We start from the raw sequence: 20,809 nt of genomic DNA on the forward strand, positions 1-20,809 counted from the left end.
ATTATTTCCCTCCCTGAACCAGCTCGTAGAACAGCTGCTCCAAAGTCAGCCCCTGTAGTCCAGTGGTTGCCGCAATTTCTGCCAGCGTTCCCTGAGCAATCACCTTACCTCTATGCAGCACAATAAAGCGGTCGCAATAATTCTCAATAGTAGAAAGAATATGAGAGCTAAGCAGAATAGAGGAGCCTGATTTTTTCAGATCCATCATGAAATCAAGCAGAGAGCGAATCCCGAGCGGATCCAGTCCTAAAAAGGGCTCATCGATCACATATAACGCAGGGCGTGCCACGAAAGCGCACATGATCATGACCTTCTGCTTCATCCCTTTGGATAGATGAGTCGACAACGTGTCCATCTTATCTTCCATATGGAACAGCTTGGCTAGATGTAAGGTGCGAGTTTCGTAGTCACTTTGTTCTACCCCATACGCTCTTGCTGTAAATTCAACATGCTCACGTACTGTCATTTCATCATACAGAAGAGGCGATTCAGGTACAAAACTCAAAGCATTGTGATATCCGATGGGATCTTCAGCACGAGCCTTGCCCTTTACTGTGATATCGCCCTTATGGGGCGACATCAATCCTAGAATATGCTTCATGGTCGTACTTTTTCCTGCTCCATTTAAACCAATTAAACCAACCATCTCGCCAGGCTGCACCTGAAGTGCAATATCATGCAGCACCGGCTTATTCAGGCTGTATCCACCACTGAGGCCCGTAATTTGCAATACGGGAGAATTATTCATTGACCGTCACCTCTCGGAGTTTTGTCTTTCAACCACTTTGGTGCTCCTTTATTCTTACGGTTCTTCTCACGTTCCGCATTGCTGCTGCGTTTGCTTCGAGCAGGAGTAGCACCTCCACGCGCGCCTGCAGAAGGATTCACACTGCGCTGAGAATCGCGCTGTGGTTCTACGCTAGCCTCACTTGTCTGGATCGTAGCCAGTCTTTTAACAGGTTGCTGCTCTGTGCTGGTTGTAGACGGCTGAGTTCCTGCATTCCCAGATGTTCGCGCCTGTGGCTTACTGCTGCGCGGAGAAGAAGCATCGCGGCGTTGTCCGCTGCTCTCATTTCGTCCCCGTCCACTATTCAAAGCGTTGCGCGCTTCATCTGCTGCTAGCACCTTGCCACCGACCATTTCCCGCTCTTCAAGGGCAATATCCAGTTCACGAGCAAATTTACGCATAATAAAGGTCTGCTGCTCTGTCACAATCGTTACGGATAATCCGCGTTTTCCCATCCGACCCGTACGACCCGCACGGTGTACATAATGCTCGGAATCAAAGGCAGGATCAAAGCTAACTACCAGTGACAAATTCTCAATATCCAATCCTCTGGCAGCTACATCACTGGCAACAAGCACACGGAATTTCCCTTCGCGGAAACGTGACAATACATTACTGCGCGTTACTTTATCAGCATCACCGTAAAGTGCGGCTGCGGTCAGTCCAAGATGGTTTAGCTTAGCCTCTACCTCTGCAATATCATCAGTCGCATTCACGAACACAATCGCCTTATCTGGATTGTAATGACGGATGACCCGACGCAGCATGTCTATTTTGTTGCGTTCTTCAGTAACAACGTAGTGATGCTCTAAACTCTCTGCTGTCATGACACCAGGAGCAATTCCAACCTCTGCCGGGTCCTTCATTTCACGATTTGCCAAGGCTTTCGTCTCTGGACCAATGGTTGCAGACAGCATAACGAGCTGGCGTGAACGCAGTGCGCTGCTAACAATTTTCGTTACCTCTCCGGCCCCGCTTAGCTGAAACATTTGGTCCGCTTCATCTAGAACAATCGTGCTGACTTCATGCATCTTTAACTTGCGAAGACCAATCAATTCGCGAATCCGGCCAGGGGTTCCCACAACAAGCTGTGGATGCTCACGCAGTTTGTCAATCTGGCGTTTGATGGCTGCCCCGCCAATAAGACCCATTACTCGAATCCCACGGTGTTCGCCATAACGTTCCGCCTCACGTAAGATTTGCATCGCCAGCTCCTGTGTAGGGGCGAGCACCAGCTTTTGGACCACCTTCTGCTCCGGATTGATCGTTTGAAGCAGAGGCAACAGATAGGCCAAGGTCTTACCCGTTCCAGTCTGGGAAGCAGCAATAACATCTCTTCCCTCCAGCAGAAGTGGAATCGTCTGCTCTTGTACAGGGGATGGAGCGTTAATACCGAATTCCGACAATCGGGCAACTAGGTCTTCCTGAATGCCGATAGCCGCAAAAGAAGCTTTATTCATAAGTGTAATTCATCCTTTTCGCTTGAGATAATATCTTCATTATATGCCAAAAAGGCCTCTCCACCAAATGGAAGGCCAATAATGCTGACGGCAGGCTCTATTTTCTGTTCATCGCATTATAAGTAAGCTTGTCCGCCAGGCGAGGAAACAGACCATAAAGCCGAATACCAAACCCTGCCAGACCCGGAAGATCAATCTCTTCTTTGCCAGTTTCCATGACCTTTACGATCTTGGAAGAGACATGTTCCGGTGTCATCATCATCCGAGCTACGCTCTTTTCATAATTGCCGGAAGGGTCAGCCGTTTTGAAAAAATCAGTGGCAATGGGACCAGGGTTCACAGCCGAGACGATGATTCCGCTCTTCCGCAGCTCTTGACGAAGTGCATTCGTGAATCCGAGAACAGCATGCTTGGTGGCTGTATAGGCTACCGATTTGGCTGTACCGATCTTCCCTGCCATAGAAGCCACATTTACGATCTGGCCACTTCCCCGCTCTAACATATGTGGAACAACAGCCTTCGTACAGCGAACAATCCCCATATAGTTAACATCCATCATATCATCAAACTCATGAGGCTCCATCTCTGTAAAAGCGGCGAATTTACCGTACCCAGCATTATTTAGCAAAATATCAATTCTGCCGTAAGTCGCCAAAATTTGAGCAAAGGTCTCTTGTACACCGTCGGCATCTGTTACATCGCATGTATACAGTCCAAAAACGCCCGGAATACCGGCCGCCGTTTCTTTCAACTTCGCTTCGGAACGTGCCAAAAGGATCGGAATCGCACCTTGCTTACTAAGCATTTGTGCGGTTAATGCACCAATACCGCTGGATGCTCCTGTAATCACAACAACCTTATCTTTAAGTACCATAAAAAGTATTTCAGCTCCTAACTCTTGCCTAAGAGATCATCACCTGAATATCCATCTCTCCAACCCCATCCATCAACAATGGAATACTAAGTGCTCTGCGAGGCAAAAAGGACATGCTCTCAAGCTTCATAATTTGGGGAGGACTTATATCCACTGAAACCCCCTGATTATATAGAATCGTACTAGCATTTCCACTGATCATATTGCCCAGCTCTGAAATTGCACTCTGACCCATCTCATCCATCTCCGTAATCACATAGCCGCCCATCATAATCGATACCATTCGCAAGGCTACCTGCTCTGCGATACCAAATATAATATTTCCGCTCAGCTGGCCTGTCATTCCCACTTGAATCCATATATGATTATCGATCAGTTCAATTTCTTTGATGCCTAAATTCCCAGTGGAAGGCGAGACCTGAATCACTTGTTCTATAACTGTCCGTGCAGATTCTAAAAACGGATTAATTACTTCTGCTTTCATGAAAGTCCTGTCTCCCCCTTTATCGTGCTTTAGTCATATACCAAAAGTCCCAAGTAATATGAATTTATTATACTTTATATATCGGCACAATTCAGCAAAAATTAATGTACATGTCGAATTCGAACCCAAGTTTGTTTATGTCGCAACATTGCTCTGTCGGGTATTATCTCCTATAATTTAAATCAAATGCCAACATGGAACGTAATTTTACACCCCATCACTTTCATATTTGCTTGTCCAAAGGAGGTATTCCATGAACATCAGCCAGCTGGAGACACTAATAACGATCTCCAAAACGATGAGCTTTCGCAAGGCCGGAGAACTGCTTAACTTGACCCAACCAGCGGTTTCAGCACAAATCAAGAGCCTTGAAGAAGAGTTCAAAACACAGCTGGTTGACCGGAACCAGCCTGTTACGTTAACCGATCGAGGAACTGTATTTCTGGAGCATGCGGAACAAATTGTGACGATTGTCGAGGAGCTTAAACAGAGACTTGCGGACCTTGAAGATAATCCCCAAGGACATATTATTCTCGGCACTACTACCTCTATCGCCATTCAAATTTTGCCGCGTATTTTGTCCTATTTTAAAGACCAGTTCCCTCATATCAAAACATCTATTTCCTCTATGTCCTCGTCTCAAATTTATCAACATGTCGAGAATGGCATTGTCGATGTCGGCATTGGCTATTTGATCGGACGAAGTCCTAGTATGACTACTTCCATTCTTTATTATGATACATTCGAGTTGGTGGTCTCACCTAGACACCCCCTAGCTCAAGTTAAGACTGCAGGAATAGAAGCCCTAAACAAAACCCCGCTAATTCTGCTCTCACCGGATACAGTGGGCCGTAAATTTGCCGACGAGGTATTCTCCAAGCATGGCATAGAGCCACAGGTAATTATGGAACTGACCAGCAGCGAGGAAGTGAAACGGATGGTAGAACTCGATTTAGGTGCAGCCATTATTTCCAAGCAGTCAGTGACCGCTGAGGTGCGAGCCGGTTCCCTCAAAATTGTGCCTATTATTGAATTGGAAGTCACACATCCTGTTGGCGTCATAACGAAGTCTGGAAAATACGTGAACTCAGCCATGAGACAGTTTCTCAGTGATCTCAAAGGTATGCCGGAGACACAATTTATTGGGTCTGAATAAAAAACACCCAATAGTGGAATCGATACTTCTGAGCTAATTGCATAACCTTGTTTAAAGGAGTTGATCTTGATGAAATTTGACCTGCATACACATCATTTTCGCTGTGGCCATGCTAATGGAACGATTAGAGATTATATCGAAGCCGGAATTTCAGCAGGTTTAGGGGTAATAGGCATTTCTGATCACACCCCATATTTCGGAAGCCCTTCCGAGCAAGCTTTTCCTCTAATTGCTATGGGTAAGTCCGAATTCTCAAACTATGTTGAGGAAGTCCTCTCCCTCAAAAAAGAATACGAAGGTGTAATCGACGTTCTGCTAGGTATTGAATCAGACTACTTCCCTGAGCATGCCGAGCTTTACCGCAAAACATTATCCGCCTACCCTTTTGATTATGTGATTGGATCGGTACATAGTGTTGGTGGCGTCAGTATCTTTAACAAGGGTCGCTGGAAAGGGCTTAGCAAAAATGAACAGATTCGTGTGAAGTCTGATTATTATCGATTGATTGCTGATTCCGCCCGCAGTGGCATGTTTCAAATTCTCGGACACATTGATGCGATGAAGGGAAATTATCCTGCTTTTTCAGAAATCCCTGCTCCAAAGCCAATTGATGACTGTCTGCAAGTAATTAGTGAATGCGGCGTGGCGATCGAAATTAATACCTCAGGCGGAACCAAGCTGGTTGGCGGTTGGTATCCCTCAGAAGATATACTGGAGCGTGCACATCATTTTGGCGTTGAGGTTACTTTCGGTTCGGATGCGCATAAGCCGTCCCGAGTCGCAGAAGACCTAGATGCGGTAGCTGCACAGCTAAAAGCGATAGGTTTTACACATTGGGTTTATTACAAGCAGCGCGAGAAAATTAAAGTTTCACTGTAAAGATTTCTTATATTTCGAACAAATGCACCAAGCGTTATTGGTTTAGGGGTAGGGTTACCCTCCGTTAAACCAATCTCCGCTTGGTGCATTGTCGTTTATTTATAGGTTGTCGCAGGTAAACCCTTGCTGCTTCAGTGTGCGCTTCGCATCCCCATATTCCGGGTTGATATCGTAAAAATGAGCAATCGTGCTCGTCCAATCTCTCTCCGTTAATCCCTGCTGCTGCAAATATTCATGGTGGGTTTGATTATACGCCTCCAGGAGGCCTTCCACATCCGGATTGTATTGTTCCTCATGAAACACCGCTTCCAGCGGCAGCCGCGGCTTCTGTGCGGTCTCTTCGGCTGGATATCCAACACAGAGCCCGACGATAGGAAATACGTACTCCGGCAGCTTCAACAGATCAATAACGCGTGCTGTATTGCGCCGGACACCCCCAATAGGGATGATCCCAAGTCCCATGGATTCTGCCGCTGCAATCGCGTTAGCCACTGAGATACCAACATCTGTAGCTCCAACGAGCAGAGCATCTACATCTTTTACCGCTTCAAAAGACTTGCCTTCCATTTTACTTGCTAATTTCGCTCTATAGAAGTCCATGCAGAACACCAGAAAGATGGGGGCTGCTGCTACATGCTTCTGATTGCCGCACAAGACCGAAAGCTGCTGCTTACGTGCAGGATCCTTGATAGCTATAATGGAGACCTGCTGTCCATGAACCCATGAGGGCGCTGCTTGGGCCGATTCGATCATTATCTTTAGCTTATCCGGCTCCACTTGTAGATCAGAATACTGCCGGAAAGAACGGTGATTCATTAACGTCTGTATTACATCATTCAAAATATTACGCCTCCTTCTCAATTCATTCGACTGTTTGTTAATCATAAACGATCGGATTAGGTCTGACAAAAAAAATGGACCCGAATCATCGGGTCCCAAAGCAGTATATTTTTAAAAGGGGGTCATGTACTTAGTTTAACCGGACACTGTTAGAGTTTCATAACGGCATTATTTCATTTGTGTAACAATGTGAATACTTTCATTACATCGTCCAAGGAGCCTACTCTGGGCATCACTCGCTCCAGCATCATGCCGTTCTTAAGCATCACACGTTCGGATCTAATATTATCTCCTCGGCAGCGCCCTTCGATCCGCGTGATTCCAAGCGTATGAACACTGTAATTTAAAAATAAGCCAACCGCCTCTGTCGCCAATCCGCCTCCCCAGTACACCGGGTCTAGCATATATCCTAAAGTGGCCTTGCCCTCACGGCGGTTCCAATGCTGTAAAGCAACAATACCGATCAACTTCTGCTGCTCCTTCAAATAGATACCCGCATGTAACGCGCAAGGATCGAATGCGAATAACATCCGGTTCACCAGCTTATCCACCTGAGCAAGGTCTGATCCAGCTCCGGTGCGTATTTGAATATGAGCCTGCACTTCTGGGTGGGAGAGCAGTTGCTGCAAATGACAAGCATCCTCGGGCGGAATCATCCTAAGGTCAACCGCCATACCTTGTTGCGTCTGGAACGATACTGCCTCATAAGTGCTCATACTCTCTCCTCCATGCAGCTAAAATATCAGCCTATTCATCCGATGAATGGTGCAATGTCAGCACCGTTAATTCAGGCCTACATAGAAAACGAAAAGGCATGACTGTTTCGCCAAAACCTCTATTCACATACACTGGCATGCGCTTGGTATCTGTATAATACAATCCATTTATGTACTTTTGAGACCCATAAGGGGTGAATGGCGCACCTACAAACGGCAGGCGAATCTGTCCTCCATGGCTGTGCCCGGATAGCTGTAGGTGAAATGAATGAGCCTCTGCTATATCAGCATAATCCGGTTCATGCATCATCAGAACGGTAAAGGTTCCTGCAGGCACACCCTTGAGTGCCTTCACAGGGTCAGGCTCGCCATGCAGCAGATCATCCAGTCCGGTCACAGCCATAACTGTCCCGCCTCTTTTTAGAAGATAAGATTCATTCCTTAGCACCCGGAACCCAGCAGATGTAAACAACTCGATAATCCGCTTCGTATTCTTGAAATCATGGTTGCCTAGCACCGCATATTTTCCTAGTGGAGCATTCAGCTCTGCCAATACAGGTATGGCATCTACAAGATCCTCAGGGTTGCTGTCCACGATGTCGCCTGTAAAGCATATAAGATCCGGTTCCTCCTTAGCGATACGCTCTGCAAGTCGAGCCAGATCACGGGCATCCTTATTAAACCCAAGGTGAGTATCACTGAAATGGACAACCTTCATGCCTGAAAAAGCAGAGGGAATATCTTTAAAGGACAACTTCAGCTTAGTAACCTGAATCCAGTTGGGCTCCCCTTGCCAAGCGTAACCACTTGTGAGCAAGCCTGCGCCGATTACAGTAGCCGCACCTCGAACCAGGAATTGCCGGCGGGTCATTGTTGTCTTGCCCTTAGATTGACGTCCAGAGGCGCTAGAGTGGATGTCTTTACCTGAATGATTATTTTTCTTATTGGGAGAAGCCCCAGACGATTGTATCTTCATACGGAGTTTCTCCTTCCCTTCAGCTTTCGTTTAGAGCCGTCAGTACAATTCGACATTCTTCCTCTGGCGTATCACGGTATGCGGGTGCGATGCCTCTCTTAGCAATTTCTGATTGTTGGACTCGTTTCAGCATAAAGGCTACTTCCACCGTCTTCTGAAAGGGAAAAGGATCCAGCACTAACGTTGACTTATCTTTCCACTCCACGGTTATCGTACGACCTGACGTAAAACTGAAATCTTCACTGCCAGAGAATCCTTCACGCCACCATGGATGCTCCTCAGATTTCGGGCTACCCGGTTCATTTAAAGCCAAATATAGAGATAAGTCATCGCAGAATTCCAAAAGACGGGCATCATAATACAGCTCATCCTCACCAATCGGTTTAGATACTTCCAGTTCTCGGTGAATACGGGATCTACGTTCCTCTTCATGCTCTTGATATAAAGTCAGTTCTGGATAATCCAGTCCCGAAATCTTAATGAGTCGTTCAAAATGCAAGCTGCACAAAAGCGCTCCGTAAGGTGTCCGCGCCTCGATCTCATCAAGTCCTCGCTTATAAAAGGTCAGCTTCGGCACTACAGGAAAATCAATAAAGCTGTAAGGCGCGTGTTCCGCATCGTTCCAAAAGGGCGTCTCATCCAGATCAATCCAGCCCCGGTCATGTTCAGCTACCGCCCAAAGCACCTCATCCCGGCGTCCTTCTTCTGGCACATGCTCTTCCTTAAACCAAATGGCAAGCTCTCCAGCTAACTTCCCGTGATCATGCTGTTTAACCATTACAATTGCTCCATCATGCTCCCGACAAATCACGATTATTCCTCCCTGTTGTTCCACACCTAACGTACGTTAACAATGGATATTATAGCATATGCTATTCATTCTTCTGAGCTAGACGAATTTCCTATTCCCTACCAATTATAAACAAAAAAGCTATCCTCAGCGAATATAAATCCACCATTGAGGATAGCTCAATATTAAAGATCCGGCGGTACTACTTATTACACACCTAACCAGCGTTTGAACATATGTTTTGTCGTCTGCTTATTAATTTCTGCAATGGAGGTGGTAAGAGGAATACCTTTTGGACAAGCGCGCACACAGTTCTGTGAGTTACCACAACCGTCAATACCGCCATCTTCCATCAATGCGTCCAATCTTTCATCCGCATTCATTTCACCCGTAGGATGAGCATTGAACAGGCGTACTTGAGAGATGGCTGCGGGTCCGATGAAATCCGTCTTCTCGTTGACATTCGGACAAGCTTCCAAGCATACGCCGCAAGTCATACACTTAGATAATTCATAAGCCCACTGCCGTTTCTTCTCCGGCATACGTGGTCCCGGCCCAAGGTCATACGTACCATCGATTGGAATCCAGGCCTTTACTCGTTTAAGTGCGTTGAACATCCGGGTACGGTCAATCACTAAGTCACGCACCACCGGAAATGTCTTCATTGGCTCAATGCGTACAGGTTGTTCCAGATTGTCTATAAGCGCTGCGCAGGCTTGGCGAGGTTTGCCGTTGATCACCATCGAGCAAGCTCCGCATACTTCTTCTAGACAGTTGGAATCCCAGCATACCGGAACGGTGCTGTCACCTTTGGCATTCACAGGGTTACGCTGAATTTCCATCAAAGCACTGATTACATTCATACCCGGACGATAAGGGAGCTCAAATTCCTCAACATAAGATGAGCTTTGTGGATCGTCCTGGCGGGTGATGATAAACTTTACGTTTTTGGGAGCTGTAGCAGTTTCCGCCATAATGGTTCCCTCCTCAAATTGCCTAATTTTATTTCATTAAGCTTGCCTCGCAAGCTGTTTCACTGCTGGGAAAGATTAATCCTTCGAATAATCACGGACCCGTGGAGGGATCAGTGAGACATCGACTTCGTCGTAAGAGATTTGCGGACCGTCTGCAGTCCAAGCTGCTTTCGTGGTCTTCAAGAATTCCTCATCATTACGATCCGGGAATTCCGGCTTGTAATGAGCGCCGCGGCTCTCATTGCGCATAAGCGCTCCCAGTGTCATCGCTTCGGACAGCTCCAGCATGTTCCATAGCTGACGGGTGAAAGCTACACCTTGGTTATTCCAGCGTGACGTATCGTTCATATTGATATTGCGATAGCGTTCTTTAAGCTCTTTGATTTTGCCAATGGTCGCTTCCAGCTTCGGATTGTGCCGTACAACCGTCATATTGGCGGTCATCCATTCGCCCAGTTCCTTGTGAATCACATAAGCATTCTCTGTACCTGACATCGCTAGCAGAGACTCATATTTGTCCGTCTGCTTTTTGTGGAAGCTATCATAGACAGAAGAAGAGATATCTTGTGACGATTTCTTCAGACCTTTGATGTATTCAACAGCCTTTGGTCCAGCAACCATACCACCGTAAATGGCAGATACCAGAGAGTTAGCGCCTAGACGATTCGCTCCATGATATTGGTATTCACATTCGCCTGCCGCAAACAGACCAGGAATGTTTGTCATTTGGTTGTAATCAACCCACATACCGCCCATGGAATAGTGCACAGCCGGGAAGATTTTCATCGGTATTTTACGAGGGTCATCCCCCATGAATTTTTCGTAAATTTCAATAATCCCGCCAAGCTTCACGTCCAGCTCTTTCGGGTCCTTGTGAGAGAGATCCAAATACACCATGTTCTCACCGTTAATGCCCAGCCCTTGATCCACACACACATTAAAAATCTCACGTGTAGCAATATCGCGCGGCACCAAGTTACCGTAGGCTGGATATTTCTCTTCAAGGAAATACCACGGCTTTCCATCTTTATAAGTCCAGATGCGGCCGCCTTCACCACGTGCTGATTCCGACATTAAGCGGAGCTTGTCATCTCCCGGAATAGCCGTTGGGTGAATCTGGATAAATTCTCCGTTGGCATAATGTACGCCCTGTTGGTACACTGCACTTGCTGCTGTACCCGTATTAATTACGGAGTTCGTTGTTTTACCAAAAATAATACCCGGCCCGCCGCTAGCCAAAATAACAGCGTCTGCAGGAAAAGTCTCAATCTCCATCGTCTTGAGATTCTGGGCACTTATGCCGCGGCATACGCCTTCGTCGTCGATGATGGCCGAGAGGAACTCCCAGTTCTCACGTTTCGTTACAAGACCTTCGGACTCCCAGCGGCGCACCTGCTCATCCAGCGCATACAAAAGCTGTTGGCCTGTCGTTGCGCCAGCAAATGCAGTGCGGTGACGCTTCGTTCCGCCGAAACGACGGAAGTCGAGTAATCCCTCAGGTGTGCGGTTGAACATTACGCCCATCCGGTCCATAAGGTGGATGATACCCGGTGCTGCTTCACACATCGCCTTGACCGGTGGCTGATTCGCCAGGAAGTCACCGCCGTAAACGGTATCGTCGAAGTGCTCCCAAGGGGAGTCGCCCTCCCCTTTCGTATTTACCGCGCCGTTAATGCCGCCTTGCGCACAAACGGAGTGTGATCTTTTTACAGGCACTAATGAGAATAATTGAACATGCGCACCGGACTCCGCCGCCTTGATGGTAGCCATCAGGCCGGCCAGACCGCCACCCACGATAATGATATTTGCTGTTGCCATGATAGTTCACTCCCTTTATTGAAAATATCAGAAAGGATTCTGGAATCTAGTCCTGAGAGGATAATTACTTAGATGAAAGTCTTTATGGACTGAGCTACGGAAGCTGCGGTTTGAAATTCAGCATCGCGGAAAGTGACTAGCGAAATGAGGAACATAAACGTTACAAGAACAAATATACCGAGACAAAGGTAAGAGGATACCCGCTGTGAACGAGGTCCTACCGTGATTCCCCAGCTGATCAAGAAAGACCATAGGCCGTTTGAGAAGTGAAAGCATGCTGCAACGATACCGATAATGTACAGTGTCAACATCAGTGGTTGAGTCACGATATCATGCATCAGACCGCCCAGCTCTTCATGCTCTACACTACCAACTGCCACCTGAACCCGGGTTTGGAACAAATGCCAGACTATAAAGATAAAGGTAATAATTCCTGTAATACGTTGCAGCGTATAACGCCAGTTTCTTTCAATGTTGAAACGGTTCAAGTTCGGCTTGGATTGATAGGCAATATACAGTCCGTATACGCCATGGTACAGCAGAGGAAGCCATATACCGAACAATTCCAGGAAGAAGACAAGCGGCAGGCTATTCAGCCATATCACGCTGTCAGTGAAACCGGAAGCGCCACCCTCTACAGCCGCAAAATTCGTCATCATGTGCTCAATGAAGAAAGCTCCAAGCGGGATAACGCCTAGCAAGGAATGAATCTTTCTGGAATAAAATCCTTTCATACAAAGTAACCCCTTTCCGATTAAAACAGCGTTTTCATTATTGTGTATTCACCGCCGGAACTACATTTGACACAGGATAACGTAGACTATGTCAAGACAAAACGTCTATATTTACCGCTATCCTTGGTTTCCCGGACTTTGTTTTCTTTTTCACAAAATGTGAATATCTTGTGTCACTTTTCATGTTACTCCTTTTTCCCTTATAAGGGAATTGCAATCTAATTATTAAACGTTATACAATAAACGCATAAGAATAGATTTTATATGATAATAATTCTCATTTAGAGAAACAACATTTTCCGACACATCTTTTATTTCCTTATGGAGCAAGAAGTATTGTCTTCATGGCTATGAATTTCGTCACTACTGTTTATAGATTGCACTACGAGAGGAACATAAATATGTTTGACGATTTAGATGTTTTTGCAGCGGTTGTGGAGCACTCCAGCTTGAATCGGGCCTCCCGCCAGCTCAATCTGTCCCAACCTGCCCTATCTCGTAAAATCTCCAAGCTGGAAGAACGGCTGGGTGTCGCGCTATTTAATCGTTATGGCAAGCGACTGGAGTTAACCGAGGTTGGACGTCTTACTTATTCCTACGCACTTGAACAACGGCAGCAGCGCTCTAAATTTCTGGAGGCTTTGTCTAAATACAAAGAAGGCGAGCCTAAGCTCGTCACCTTAGGAGCGTCACTTACCTCACTGCAGACTACTCTGCCTCCACTAGTTAACGCATATATGGAGAAATACCCAACTGCGGAGCTGAAGCTAATCACAGGCCGAACACATGAAATTGTCTCCTCTGTCAGTGAAGGAAAGTCAGATATAGGTCTGATCGCTTCCTCTATTCAAGAACCTGGACTGCGCTGTATTTCTCTGTTTGAGGATCAACTTCGACTGGTTGTTTCTGAGCATCATCCTCTGAATCAATCTGTCAAGCTAACCATGGATGATCTGTCCCGACTGCCTATGATCCTTTTCTCCAAAGGCACCTGGTACCGCCGTCTAACAGACGATCTGTTCCAGCGCTGTGGAATTGATCCAGACGTTCGGATGGAGATTGACTCCTTCGAAGCCATCGTGCGGCTGCTGCCGACAGTCAATGTGGCAGCGTTACTGCCCAAGTCTTATCTGCGTCCGCAGCTGTTAAACGGCGGTGGCCTGGTCTCTTTGCATATTAAGGAGCTGGAGCAGACTCAGCGAACTACCTGTCTGATTTACCGTGACGATGGGAGTCTTAGCACAGCGGCCCGCAGCCTCGTGCAGGTCACAGAAGAGATGTTTCTGACGGAACGAGAGAAATAGTACATACCTCTGCGTGCAGCCTTAATTAAAAAAGCCCTCCGTCCCATGTAAAGAACGGAGGGCTTATCTATTTAATCTTGGTTTACAACTTCATCCTCAAATCGATCAATACTTTCATTAGAACCAATAAGTACCATAACGTCGCCCTCACTCAAATGATCATGTGCCGTTGGAGCCACTATAATTCCACTTTCCCGGTTCAGGGCAACAATACTGCAGCCATATTTCGCTCTTGTATTTAAATCTGACAAGCTTTTCCCGTTCATGCAAGACGGAACGGTCAGCTCGACGATTTTATAATCCTTGGACAGTTCAATATAATCCAGCAAATTGGGTGTCACGAGCTGATGTGCTACACGAATGCCCATATCCCGCTCCGGAAAAATAACCCGGTCCACGCCCAGCCTGGACAACGCACGACCATGAAGGATCGAGATCGCCTTGGCTACTACTTGCTTGACTCCAATCTCTTTTAACAAAATCGCCGCCAGAATACTTCGTTCCATATTGTCGCCAATCGCAACAATCCCACAGTCAAAGTTCCGTACGCCAAGCGAGCGCATAATTCCTTCATCTGTAGCATCAGCCACTACCGCATGCGTCAGGTGATCGCTCATTTCCTCCACACGCTCCTCATGGTGATCAATGCCGAGCACCTCGTAGCCCATTTCCATCAGCTCAAGTGCAAGGCTTGAGCCAAAGCGGCCTAAACCGATTACTACAAATTGCTGTGCTTTCATTTCGGATTAACTCCTATCCAATAATTATTTTACCTTCTGGGTGCTTATACAATGGTTTACCCTGTTTAGGTCCAAGCGCATACACTAATGTTAATGGACCTAGCCGACCTGCAAACATGGTCAGACAGATCAGAATCTTGCCGAAGATAGACAGTTCAGGTGTCAGCCCCATGGTTAGTCCCACCGTGGCAAAAGCTGAGGTCGTCTCAAATAATATCGCTAAGAAATTACTATCCTCTGTTGTGGACAGTAACATCGACACCGTGAGGACCAATAGCAAAGCGAGTAATGTTAACGTCAACGCTTTATAGATACGCTCCTGCGCCAATCGGTAACGGAACAGTACAACATCTTCACGTCCGCGCAGCATCGCGATTACTGCACCAATCATAATCGTAAAGGTTGTAGTCTTGACCCCGCCACCTGTTGATCCTGGAGATGCACCAATAAACATAAGAATAACCATAAAGAACTGTGAGGCTTGCCGCAGTCCGGCAATATCCACCGTATTGGCGCCAGCGGTTCGGGGCGATACCGACTGAAAGAATGCCGATAATATTTTGCCGCCGAAATTTAAATTCCCCAGTGTGCGCTGATTCGTAAATTCAAATATAAAAATAACCAAAGCGCCGATAAGAATAAGCCCTGCAGTGGTGGAGAGTACAACTTTGCTATGCAAAGATAATTTACGTTTGACACGAAACTCCACCAGATCCGACATGACAATAAAACCAATACCGCCAGAGACAATCAGAAACATCACCACGATGTTCACTAGCGGGTCATATACATAATCGGTTAAACTCCGGAAATCCCCGAAAATATCAAATCCAGCATTATTAAACATAGACACCGCATGAAATATTCCAAAATAAATGGCCTTTCCCAGTGGCATATCAAACGCCCAGCGTAAGGACAGAAGCACCGCTGCACAGCCTTCGATGACCAAGGAATAAATAAGTACTCTCCGGATCAGTCGAACAATCCCCTCCATAGAGCCTTGGTTCATTGCTTCCTGAAGGATCAGTCTGTCCCGCAAGGAAATTTTGCGTTTCATCATCATGGCAAATAAGGTCGCCATTGTCATAAACCCTAAGCCACCAACCTGGATAAGCACCATAATTACGGTTTTCCCAAAAATGGTGAATGTCGTCCCGGTGTCCAGCACCACAAGTCCTGTCACACAGGTGGCCGATGTTGCAGTAAACAACGCATCAATAAAACTCACAACATTCCCACTGGTACTTGAAATGGGAAGCATAAGCAGCAAGGCTCCAATCAGAATGATCGATGCAAAACCAAGCACCATAATCTGAGGCGGAGAGAGCTTCAGGAACTTTGATTCAGAAACCCTGCGAAACTGTGAAGCCACTACGCTCACCCTCTTATCAAAATTTAAAGAATTCCAACAAAAAAAGCACTGGAAAACCAATGCTACCCTTGGTTCCTGCAGTAAATTAGCCTACGAGGTTAGCTGACGGATTCGGACTGTGCAGGCTGCCCTATTCGTTCCTAGAACGAAATTCACCCCTGATGAATAAAGACAACGCCTATGGCGTATACTCATCTTTTCATTACTTCTTATGGTTCCCCCGTTTTCACCTGAAATTCGGCTATATACAATTGCATACAAATTATATATGTTATTTCGATAAATCACAAAGACACTATTAATGGTGATTCATATGAAAAATGCGGTTTGGAGAGGATGTACCACTAAGAGTGCCTTTTCTCATCACTTTTCCGTGTTTTCCCTGCAATTGCATCGATTTTCATGAAAAATGAAGAAATAATCACCTTAAATTCATGGTATATATTCAGCTACCTATTCTATAATATCTCTATTACCCATAAAAAGAATATACGATGATTTTTGTAACTATCATGGCACTAATACTATAATGGAACATAACATTGTCAGTTTACAAGGAGGCGTTACATGAATCCCGTTGGCCAGCCCTTACAGCAACGTGCCCTCTCCAAGAGGCTCATCATCTCGGGCATTATCGGTCTTATTCTATTTATTATGTTTCAAATTGCTCCCTCGGTGCTAAATAGCCCTGCCGGGGAAGATACTACTGTCATCAGCAAGGCGGAAGCCCGCGACAAAGCCATATCATTCGCAGAACAAAAGCTGAACTACACCAAAGCACCAACCGATCAGTGGAATGTACTGTACGATACGGACTCTTCCTTTTATGGTTATATGTCCCGCGAGAAGCTTTTGGAGGACTATACAAAAAAGAAATTGGATCAACGATATCCTTTTGACATCTTTCGTGTAACACTTAGTCCTTCAGCGGAACAAGAGCCACTGATCTCTGTTGACCTCAATATGTATACTGGTGCAGTTGTCGCTTTCACACAAGGTGCAGAAGGATCAGGTACCGTATTACCAAACAATGTATCCACCAGTGCAATAGAAGAGGACAAGGGTACTACCTTATCACTTGCACAAAAAGAAAATCTTGCCCGTCCCTGGCTTCAGGAATGGGATGTAAATCCCGCCAAGCTGCAAATTGAATCGAATACGGGAAACTACGGGCTCGTGTATACAGATCGTTCCGTTCAGATCGGCGAATCCTTACTACACTATTATTTCGATTTCACTGGCGAACAGGTATCCAGCTTTAAAGCAGGATTCACCGCTCCAGCCTGGCATACCTCCTATGTAAAGGACCAGACCTCTCTCGCGGAAAAGTTTACTTTATTCGGCTACGGTTTGCCTACTTTAGCTTTAGGAATTCTGGCACTCATCTACAGCATACTTAGAAGAGAACATACCTCCTTTAAGCGTGGAATATTCCTAAGCTCAGCTTATTTTGTAATCATGATGATCAGCACCTATAATATGCTCCCTGAATCCTCAGGCGAAGGACTCGAGGCTCAGATAACTTCCGTCATAATGTTCATCATTTATGCCTTATATAGCCTCCTAATGTCCTCCCTGCTCTATTTTTCTTTAGTTGGAGGGGACGGCCTATGGAAAAAAGAAGAGGGGATGAACCCATGGCCTCGTGCTAAAGAGCCTGGCTATGGAAAATATGTTCTGGATAGTATCCGGGCTGGATACGTCTGGGCATTCGTGCTGCTAGGGGTGCAGACCCTTATGTTCATCGTATTATCACTTACCTTGCAGAACTGGTCCACTACTGACGCTACTCAATCTCCTTACAACATGAGATATGCTTGGCTGCTGCCCATCGTTGCATGGCTCGCTGGTTTATCCGAGGAAGCCATTTATCGTTTTTTCGGAATTCCTATGTTGAAAAAAGTATTCCGTAGCACGTTCATTGCTTGCCTGATCACCACGCTGGTTTGGGCGTTTGGCCATACGCTGTATCCGATCTACCCCATCAGTTCCCGTCCTATTGAGCTGACCGTGATCGGTTTGCTCTTTAGCTATATATTCCTTCGTTACGGCTTTATTGCCGTCATGTTCAGTCACGTCGTGTTTGACAGCATTCTGATGGGCGCTACGCTGATCTTTATGAAGGAAAGCGTGAATGTAGGGGCTGGTATCTTCGCGATTATCATGCCGTTCATAGTCGCCTACATCGTCTATCGGTTTAATCCACCGCAGAAATCAGAACCTAAGCCGGTTGAACCTACATCTGTAATTTAAACCTATAATTAAAAAAGGTGTCACAGCAGAAAACTGCTGTGACACCTTTTTTATATTTACGTATACATCATTCCAGTATTTCGAATGCCTATGTCGCTGGCTCTTCATCCTTGAGCGCCTCAAGAATTTGACTAGCCAGCTTTTCGCCAATAGAAAGTGATTTAAAATCCTCTATGGAGGCTTCTTTAATTTTCTTTAGTGATCCGAAATGCTTAAGCAGCGCCTTGCGCCGCTTCTCGCCTATACCTGGTATGGAGTCCAGTTTAGAAGTAACCATGGACTTCCCACGTTGTTCACGGTGGAAGGTGATGGCGAATCTATGCACCTCATCCTGAATCCGTTGCAACAGATAAAATTCCTGACTATCCCGAGCCAAAGCGACAGGTTCTGGCGGATCTCCAACCAAAAGCTGAGCCGTCTTATGCTTATCATCCTTAACGAGACCACAGACCGGAATGAATAACCCCAGCTCGTTCTCCAGAATATCAATAGCTGAGGATATCTGCCCTTTACCACCATCGACTACGATAAGATCTGGTATCGGCAGGTTCTCTTTCAGCACCCGTTCATACCGCCGCCGGATGACCTCGCGCATCGTTCCATAATCATCCGCACCCACCACCGTACGAACCTTATATTTACGATACTCTTTTCGTGCGGGCTTGCCATCAATGAAGACAACCATCGCAGAAACCGGATTAGTCCCTTGAATATTCGAGTTATCGAACGCCTCGATCCGGCTTAAGCGTTCGAGCCCCAAGCTCTCGCCTAAGCTCATTGCAGCACCAGAGGTACGTACTTCATCTCGTTCAATAAGCCGGAACTTCTCGTCGATTGCGACTGTAGCATTTTGGCAGGCCATACCGACCATCTGCTTCTTGAGGCCACGCTGTGGAACTAGCACTTTGGTGCCGAGCCACTCCTGTAGAATAGAGGCGCCACCTGCAGCATCAACGACACCTGCTGCTGATGCTTCCGCAGCGGCCATTTCACGGGCCTCAACTTCTTCAGGCGATTCGGGGGTATCTTCCCCCTTTTGTAGATCTTCTTCGGCTGGAGCAGCAATGACAATCGCCGGTTTAGCTTCTTTATCAACCACTGCTTCCTCGTCAAGCACATCCGGCAGAAGAATCTCCTGCGGCAGAGCAGGATTATCACTGTAATACTGCGTCACATAAGACATAAAGTCACTGTAGGCTTCCCCATAGAACGGAAAGACAGAGGAGTGGCGCTGAATCATCTTCCCTTGTCTCATGTACAGAATCTGTACACACATCCATCCCTTGTCTACCGCATAACCAAATACGTCACGATCCTTAGTATCTGTGGTGTTAATCTTTTGTTTCTCCATCAATGCATCAATATGGATAATCTGATCCCGCAGTTCCTTCGCCCGTTCAAAATATAATTCCTCAGCAGCTTCCTGCATCTTCTGCTGTAGATCCTTCTTAACCGCATCATGACCTCCGCTCAGAAAAGCAGCGATATCTTGCGTAATCTGCTCATACTCGGACTTCTGCACTTCCTTCTCACACGGCGCCAAGCATTGGCCCATGTGATAGTAAAGACAGACTTCCTTTGGCATTACGCCACATTTACGGAGCGGATACATACGATCGAGGAGCTTTTTCGTTTGCTGTGCAGCATAACCATTAGGATAAGGGCCGAAATATTTTGCTTTATCTTTAATCACCCGGCGTGTGACTTCAAGCCGAGGGTGAGTTTCATTCGTTATTTTGATATAAGGAAATGTCTTATCGTCCTTCAGAAGTACGTTATAACGCGGCATATGCTTCTTAATCAGATTGCACTCGAGAATGAGCGCTTCCATGTTACTGGACGTAACAATATATTCGAAATCAGCAATGTTAGCGACAAGCCGCTGAGTTTTACCATTATGACTGCCTGTAAAATAAGAACGAACCCGGTTCTTAAGCACCTTCGCCTTACCCACATAAATAATGGTGCCTTCTTCATTCTTCATCAGATAGCACCCGGGCAGGTCGGGTAATAGAGCCAGTTTGTTGCGGATATTGTCCAAAATGATCCCCTCCAGCTAAATTGGACCCATAATTAATTGGCATTCAGCACACAAAACGCCTCCGGAATGAACCGAAGGCGCTGAGCGGCAGGGCCGAGGCCCGAACAGTAGCATTTAACAATTATTGATGTTTAGCTACGATATTTTTCAGGGATTCTTTGGAGTTCAATCCCACAACTTTATCTACCGGTTGACCGTCTTTGAAGAAGATCAGGGTTGGGATACTCATCACGCCAAAACGGGAAGCCGTTTCCGGATTCTCATCCACATTCAATTTTGCAATCTTCACGCTGTCTCCCAGTTCTGCGGACAATTCGTCCAAGATTGGAGCAATCATCTTACAAGGACCACACCAAGGAGCCCAGAAGTCTACTACTACAGTACCTTGACCTTCCACTTCGTTACTGAAGGTTTGGTCAGACACGTTCACGATAGCCATGATATTGTTCCTCCTCTAAAGTTTTACGAAACATTACTCCACTCTAAACCAAAGCTTAGTTTATGGAAGCTGCTCCGAAAATATAAGTTAATAAATTGTTTCATGTAATATGATAACCAAATTACCACTTACCGAGACAATTCCAGTATAACATATCTTTAAGGGATATGTT

General features: G+C 46.2%; 19 protein-coding genes and 1 riboswitch. Of the genes, 4 read left to right on the forward strand and 15 right to left on the reverse strand.

The features are described 5' to 3' along the window. Position 1 precedes the first annotated feature (1 nt). The 4 genes from MKX41_RS19540 to MKX41_RS19555 all read right to left on the reverse strand — a co-directional run bounded on the left by MKX41_RS19540 (position 2) and on the right by MKX41_RS19555 (position 3,605). Positions 2-748, reverse strand: coding sequence for an ABC transporter ATP-binding protein (locus MKX41_RS19540; protein ID WP_340972729.1), 747 nt, complete (start codon positions 746-748; stop codon positions 2-4). Beyond that, positions 745-2,247, reverse strand: a complete 1,503-nt coding sequence (locus tag MKX41_RS19545) for a DEAD/DEAH box helicase (protein ID WP_340972730.1) — start codon at positions 2,245-2,247, stop codon at positions 745-747. Before MKX41_RS19545 ends, MKX41_RS19540 begins: the two co-directional genes overlap by 4 nt. A 97-nt stretch (positions 2,248-2,344) precedes the next feature. Continuing rightward, a complete protein-coding gene (locus MKX41_RS19550) occupies positions 2,345-3,121 on the reverse strand; it encodes an SDR family NAD(P)-dependent oxidoreductase (protein WP_076300333.1) in 777 nt (258 codons plus the stop codon). A gap of 28 nt (positions 3,122-3,149) precedes the next feature. After that, complete coding sequence (locus MKX41_RS19555) at positions 3,150-3,605, reverse strand: chemotaxis protein CheX (RefSeq protein ID WP_042130872.1); 456 nt, start codon at positions 3,603-3,605, stop codon at positions 3,150-3,152. Positions 3,606-3,858: 253 nt separating this feature from the next. Between MKX41_RS19555 and MKX41_RS19560 the strand changes: the two genes are divergently transcribed. Beyond that, positions 3,859-4,761, forward strand: coding sequence for a LysR family transcriptional regulator (locus MKX41_RS19560; RefSeq protein ID WP_042191539.1), 903 nt, complete (start codon positions 3,859-3,861; stop codon positions 4,759-4,761). A 69-nt stretch (positions 4,762-4,830) separates the two neighbouring features. Beyond that, positions 4,831-5,640, forward strand: a complete 810-nt coding sequence (locus MKX41_RS19565; RefSeq protein ID WP_076300334.1) for a histidinol-phosphatase — start codon at positions 4,831-4,833, stop codon at positions 5,638-5,640. A 99-nt stretch (positions 5,641-5,739) separates the two neighbouring features. Here the strand turns inward: MKX41_RS19565 and MKX41_RS19570 are convergent, their stop codons facing one another. The 7 genes from MKX41_RS19570 to MKX41_RS19600 form a co-directional block, all read right to left on the reverse strand. Beyond that, positions 5,740-6,480 carry an NADPH-dependent oxidoreductase gene (locus MKX41_RS19570; RefSeq protein ID WP_340972731.1) on the reverse strand — a complete coding sequence of 247 codons (741 nt, stop codon included), beginning with the start codon at positions 6,478-6,480 and terminating at the stop codon, positions 5,740-5,742. A 173-nt stretch (positions 6,481-6,653) separates the two neighbouring features. Continuing rightward, the gene (locus MKX41_RS19575) at positions 6,654-7,196 is read right to left on the reverse strand and encodes a GNAT family N-acetyltransferase (RefSeq protein ID WP_340972733.1); all 543 of its coding nucleotides are present in this window, start codon (positions 7,194-7,196) and stop codon (positions 6,654-6,656) included. Between the two features lie 31 nt (positions 7,197-7,227). Continuing rightward, a complete protein-coding gene (locus tag MKX41_RS19580) occupies positions 7,228-8,172 on the reverse strand; it encodes a metallophosphoesterase (RefSeq protein WP_340972734.1) in 945 nt (314 codons plus the stop codon). A 19-nt stretch (positions 8,173-8,191) separates the two neighbouring features. Then, positions 8,192-8,983 carry a DUF3891 family protein gene (locus MKX41_RS19585; protein WP_076300337.1) on the reverse strand — a complete coding sequence of 264 codons (792 nt, stop codon included), beginning with the start codon at positions 8,981-8,983 and terminating at the stop codon, positions 8,192-8,194. A 188-nt stretch (positions 8,984-9,171) separates the two neighbouring features. Further along, complete coding sequence (sdhB, locus tag MKX41_RS19590; protein WP_042130877.1) at positions 9,172-9,936, reverse strand: succinate dehydrogenase iron-sulfur subunit; 765 nt, start codon at positions 9,934-9,936, stop codon at positions 9,172-9,174. 75 nt (positions 9,937-10,011) lie between these two features. Beyond that, positions 10,012-11,754, reverse strand: coding sequence for a succinate dehydrogenase flavoprotein subunit (sdhA, locus tag MKX41_RS19595; RefSeq protein WP_339243418.1), 1,743 nt, complete (start codon positions 11,752-11,754; stop codon positions 10,012-10,014). Between the two features lie 68 nt (positions 11,755-11,822). Beyond that, positions 11,823-12,488 (reverse strand): succinate dehydrogenase cytochrome b558 subunit, encoded by a 666-nt coding sequence (locus MKX41_RS19600; RefSeq protein WP_340972735.1) that lies wholly within the window; start codon positions 12,486-12,488, stop codon positions 11,823-11,825. 401 nt (positions 12,489-12,889) lie between these two features. On the opposite strand from MKX41_RS19600, the gene MKX41_RS19605 reads away from it, so the two are divergent. Beyond that, positions 12,890-13,792, forward strand: coding sequence for a LysR family transcriptional regulator (locus MKX41_RS19605; protein ID WP_340972737.1), 903 nt, complete (start codon positions 12,890-12,892; stop codon positions 13,790-13,792). Positions 13,793-13,863: 71 nt separating this feature from the next. Here the strand turns inward: MKX41_RS19605 and MKX41_RS19610 are convergent, their stop codons facing one another. Together MKX41_RS19610 and MKX41_RS19615 are read right to left on the reverse strand one after the other, a co-directional pair. Further along, positions 13,864-14,532, reverse strand: a complete 669-nt coding sequence (locus MKX41_RS19610; RefSeq protein WP_042191554.1) for a potassium channel family protein — start codon at positions 14,530-14,532, stop codon at positions 13,864-13,866. 13 nt (positions 14,533-14,545) lie between these two features. Continuing rightward, positions 14,546-15,841 (reverse strand): TrkH family potassium uptake protein, encoded by a 1,296-nt coding sequence (locus MKX41_RS19615; protein ID WP_149645076.1) that lies wholly within the window; start codon positions 15,839-15,841, stop codon positions 14,546-14,548. Between the two features lie 134 nt (positions 15,842-15,975). Continuing rightward, positions 15,976-16,157, reverse strand: a riboswitch (cyclic di-AMP (ydaO/yuaA leader). A gap of 314 nt (positions 16,158-16,471) precedes the next feature. Between MKX41_RS19615 and MKX41_RS19620 the strand changes: the two genes are divergently transcribed. Further along, entirely contained in the window at positions 16,472-18,157 is a 1,686-nt protein-coding gene (locus MKX41_RS19620; protein ID WP_340972738.1) for a CPBP family intramembrane glutamic endopeptidase, read from the forward strand. A gap of 88 nt (positions 18,158-18,245) precedes the next feature. Here the strand turns inward: MKX41_RS19620 and uvrC are convergent, their stop codons facing one another. Further along, positions 18,246-20,198: an excinuclease ABC subunit UvrC gene (uvrC, locus tag MKX41_RS19625; RefSeq protein ID WP_339267016.1), complete on the reverse strand. Its 1,953-nt coding sequence runs from the start codon at positions 20,196-20,198 to the stop codon at positions 18,246-18,248. A 121-nt stretch (positions 20,199-20,319) separates the two neighbouring features. Then, on the reverse strand, positions 20,320-20,637 hold the full coding sequence (gene trxA / locus MKX41_RS19630; RefSeq protein ID WP_042130884.1) for a thioredoxin: 318 nt from the start codon (positions 20,635-20,637) through the stop codon (positions 20,320-20,322). Between the last annotated feature and the right edge of the window lie 172 nt (positions 20,638-20,809).

It is taken from the genome of Paenibacillus sp. FSL R5-0475 (genome assembly GCF_038004585.1).
Taxonomy (GTDB): Bacteria; Bacillota; Bacilli; order Paenibacillales; family Paenibacillaceae; genus Paenibacillus_AQ.

Excerpts from the sequence above, each read along its gene's own strand:
- MKX41_RS19540 (WP_340972729.1), bottom strand. The coding sequence starts at position 748 with ATGAATAATTCTCCCGTATTGCAAATTACGGGCCTCAGTGGTGGATAC.
- MKX41_RS19545 (WP_340972730.1), bottom strand. The coding sequence starts at position 2,247 with ATGAATAAAGCTTCTTTTGCGGCTATCGGCATTCAGGAAGACCTAGTT.
- MKX41_RS19550 (WP_076300333.1), bottom strand. The coding sequence starts at position 3,121 with ATGGTACTTAAAGATAAGGTTGTTGTGATTACAGGAGCATCCAGCGGT.
- MKX41_RS19555 (WP_042130872.1), bottom strand. The coding sequence starts at position 3,605 with ATGAAAGCAGAAGTAATTAATCCGTTTTTAGAATCTGCACGGACAGTT.
- MKX41_RS19560 (WP_042191539.1), top strand. The coding sequence starts at position 3,859 with ATGAACATCAGCCAGCTGGAGACACTAATAACGATCTCCAAAACGATG.
- MKX41_RS19565 (WP_076300334.1), top strand. The coding sequence starts at position 4,831 with ATGAAATTTGACCTGCATACACATCATTTTCGCTGTGGCCATGCTAAT.
- MKX41_RS19575 (WP_340972733.1), bottom strand. The coding sequence starts at position 7,196 with ATGAGCACTTATGAGGCAGTATCGTTCCAGACGCAACAAGGTATGGCG.
- MKX41_RS19580 (WP_340972734.1), bottom strand. The coding sequence starts at position 8,172 with ATGAAGATACAATCGTCTGGGGCTTCTCCCAATAAGAAAAATAATCAT.
- sdhB (WP_042130877.1), bottom strand. The coding sequence starts at position 9,936 with ATGGCGGAAACTGCTACAGCTCCCAAAAACGTAAAGTTTATCATCACC.
- sdhA (WP_339243418.1), bottom strand. The coding sequence starts at position 11,754 with ATGGCAACAGCAAATATCATTATCGTGGGTGGCGGTCTGGCCGGCCTG.
- MKX41_RS19600 (WP_340972735.1), bottom strand. The coding sequence starts at position 12,488 with ATGAAAGGATTTTATTCCAGAAAGATTCATTCCTTGCTAGGCGTTATC.
- MKX41_RS19605 (WP_340972737.1), top strand. The coding sequence starts at position 12,890 with ATGTTTGACGATTTAGATGTTTTTGCAGCGGTTGTGGAGCACTCCAGC.
- MKX41_RS19610 (WP_042191554.1), bottom strand. The coding sequence starts at position 14,532 with ATGAAAGCACAGCAATTTGTAGTAATCGGTTTAGGCCGCTTTGGCTCA.
- MKX41_RS19615 (WP_149645076.1), bottom strand. The coding sequence starts at position 15,841 with ATGGTGCTTGGTTTTGCATCGATCATTCTGATTGGAGCCTTGCTGCTT.
- MKX41_RS19620 (WP_340972738.1), top strand. The coding sequence starts at position 16,472 with ATGAATCCCGTTGGCCAGCCCTTACAGCAACGTGCCCTCTCCAAGAGG.
- trxA (WP_042130884.1), bottom strand. The coding sequence starts at position 20,637 with ATGGCTATCGTGAACGTGTCTGACCAAACCTTCAGTAACGAAGTGGAA.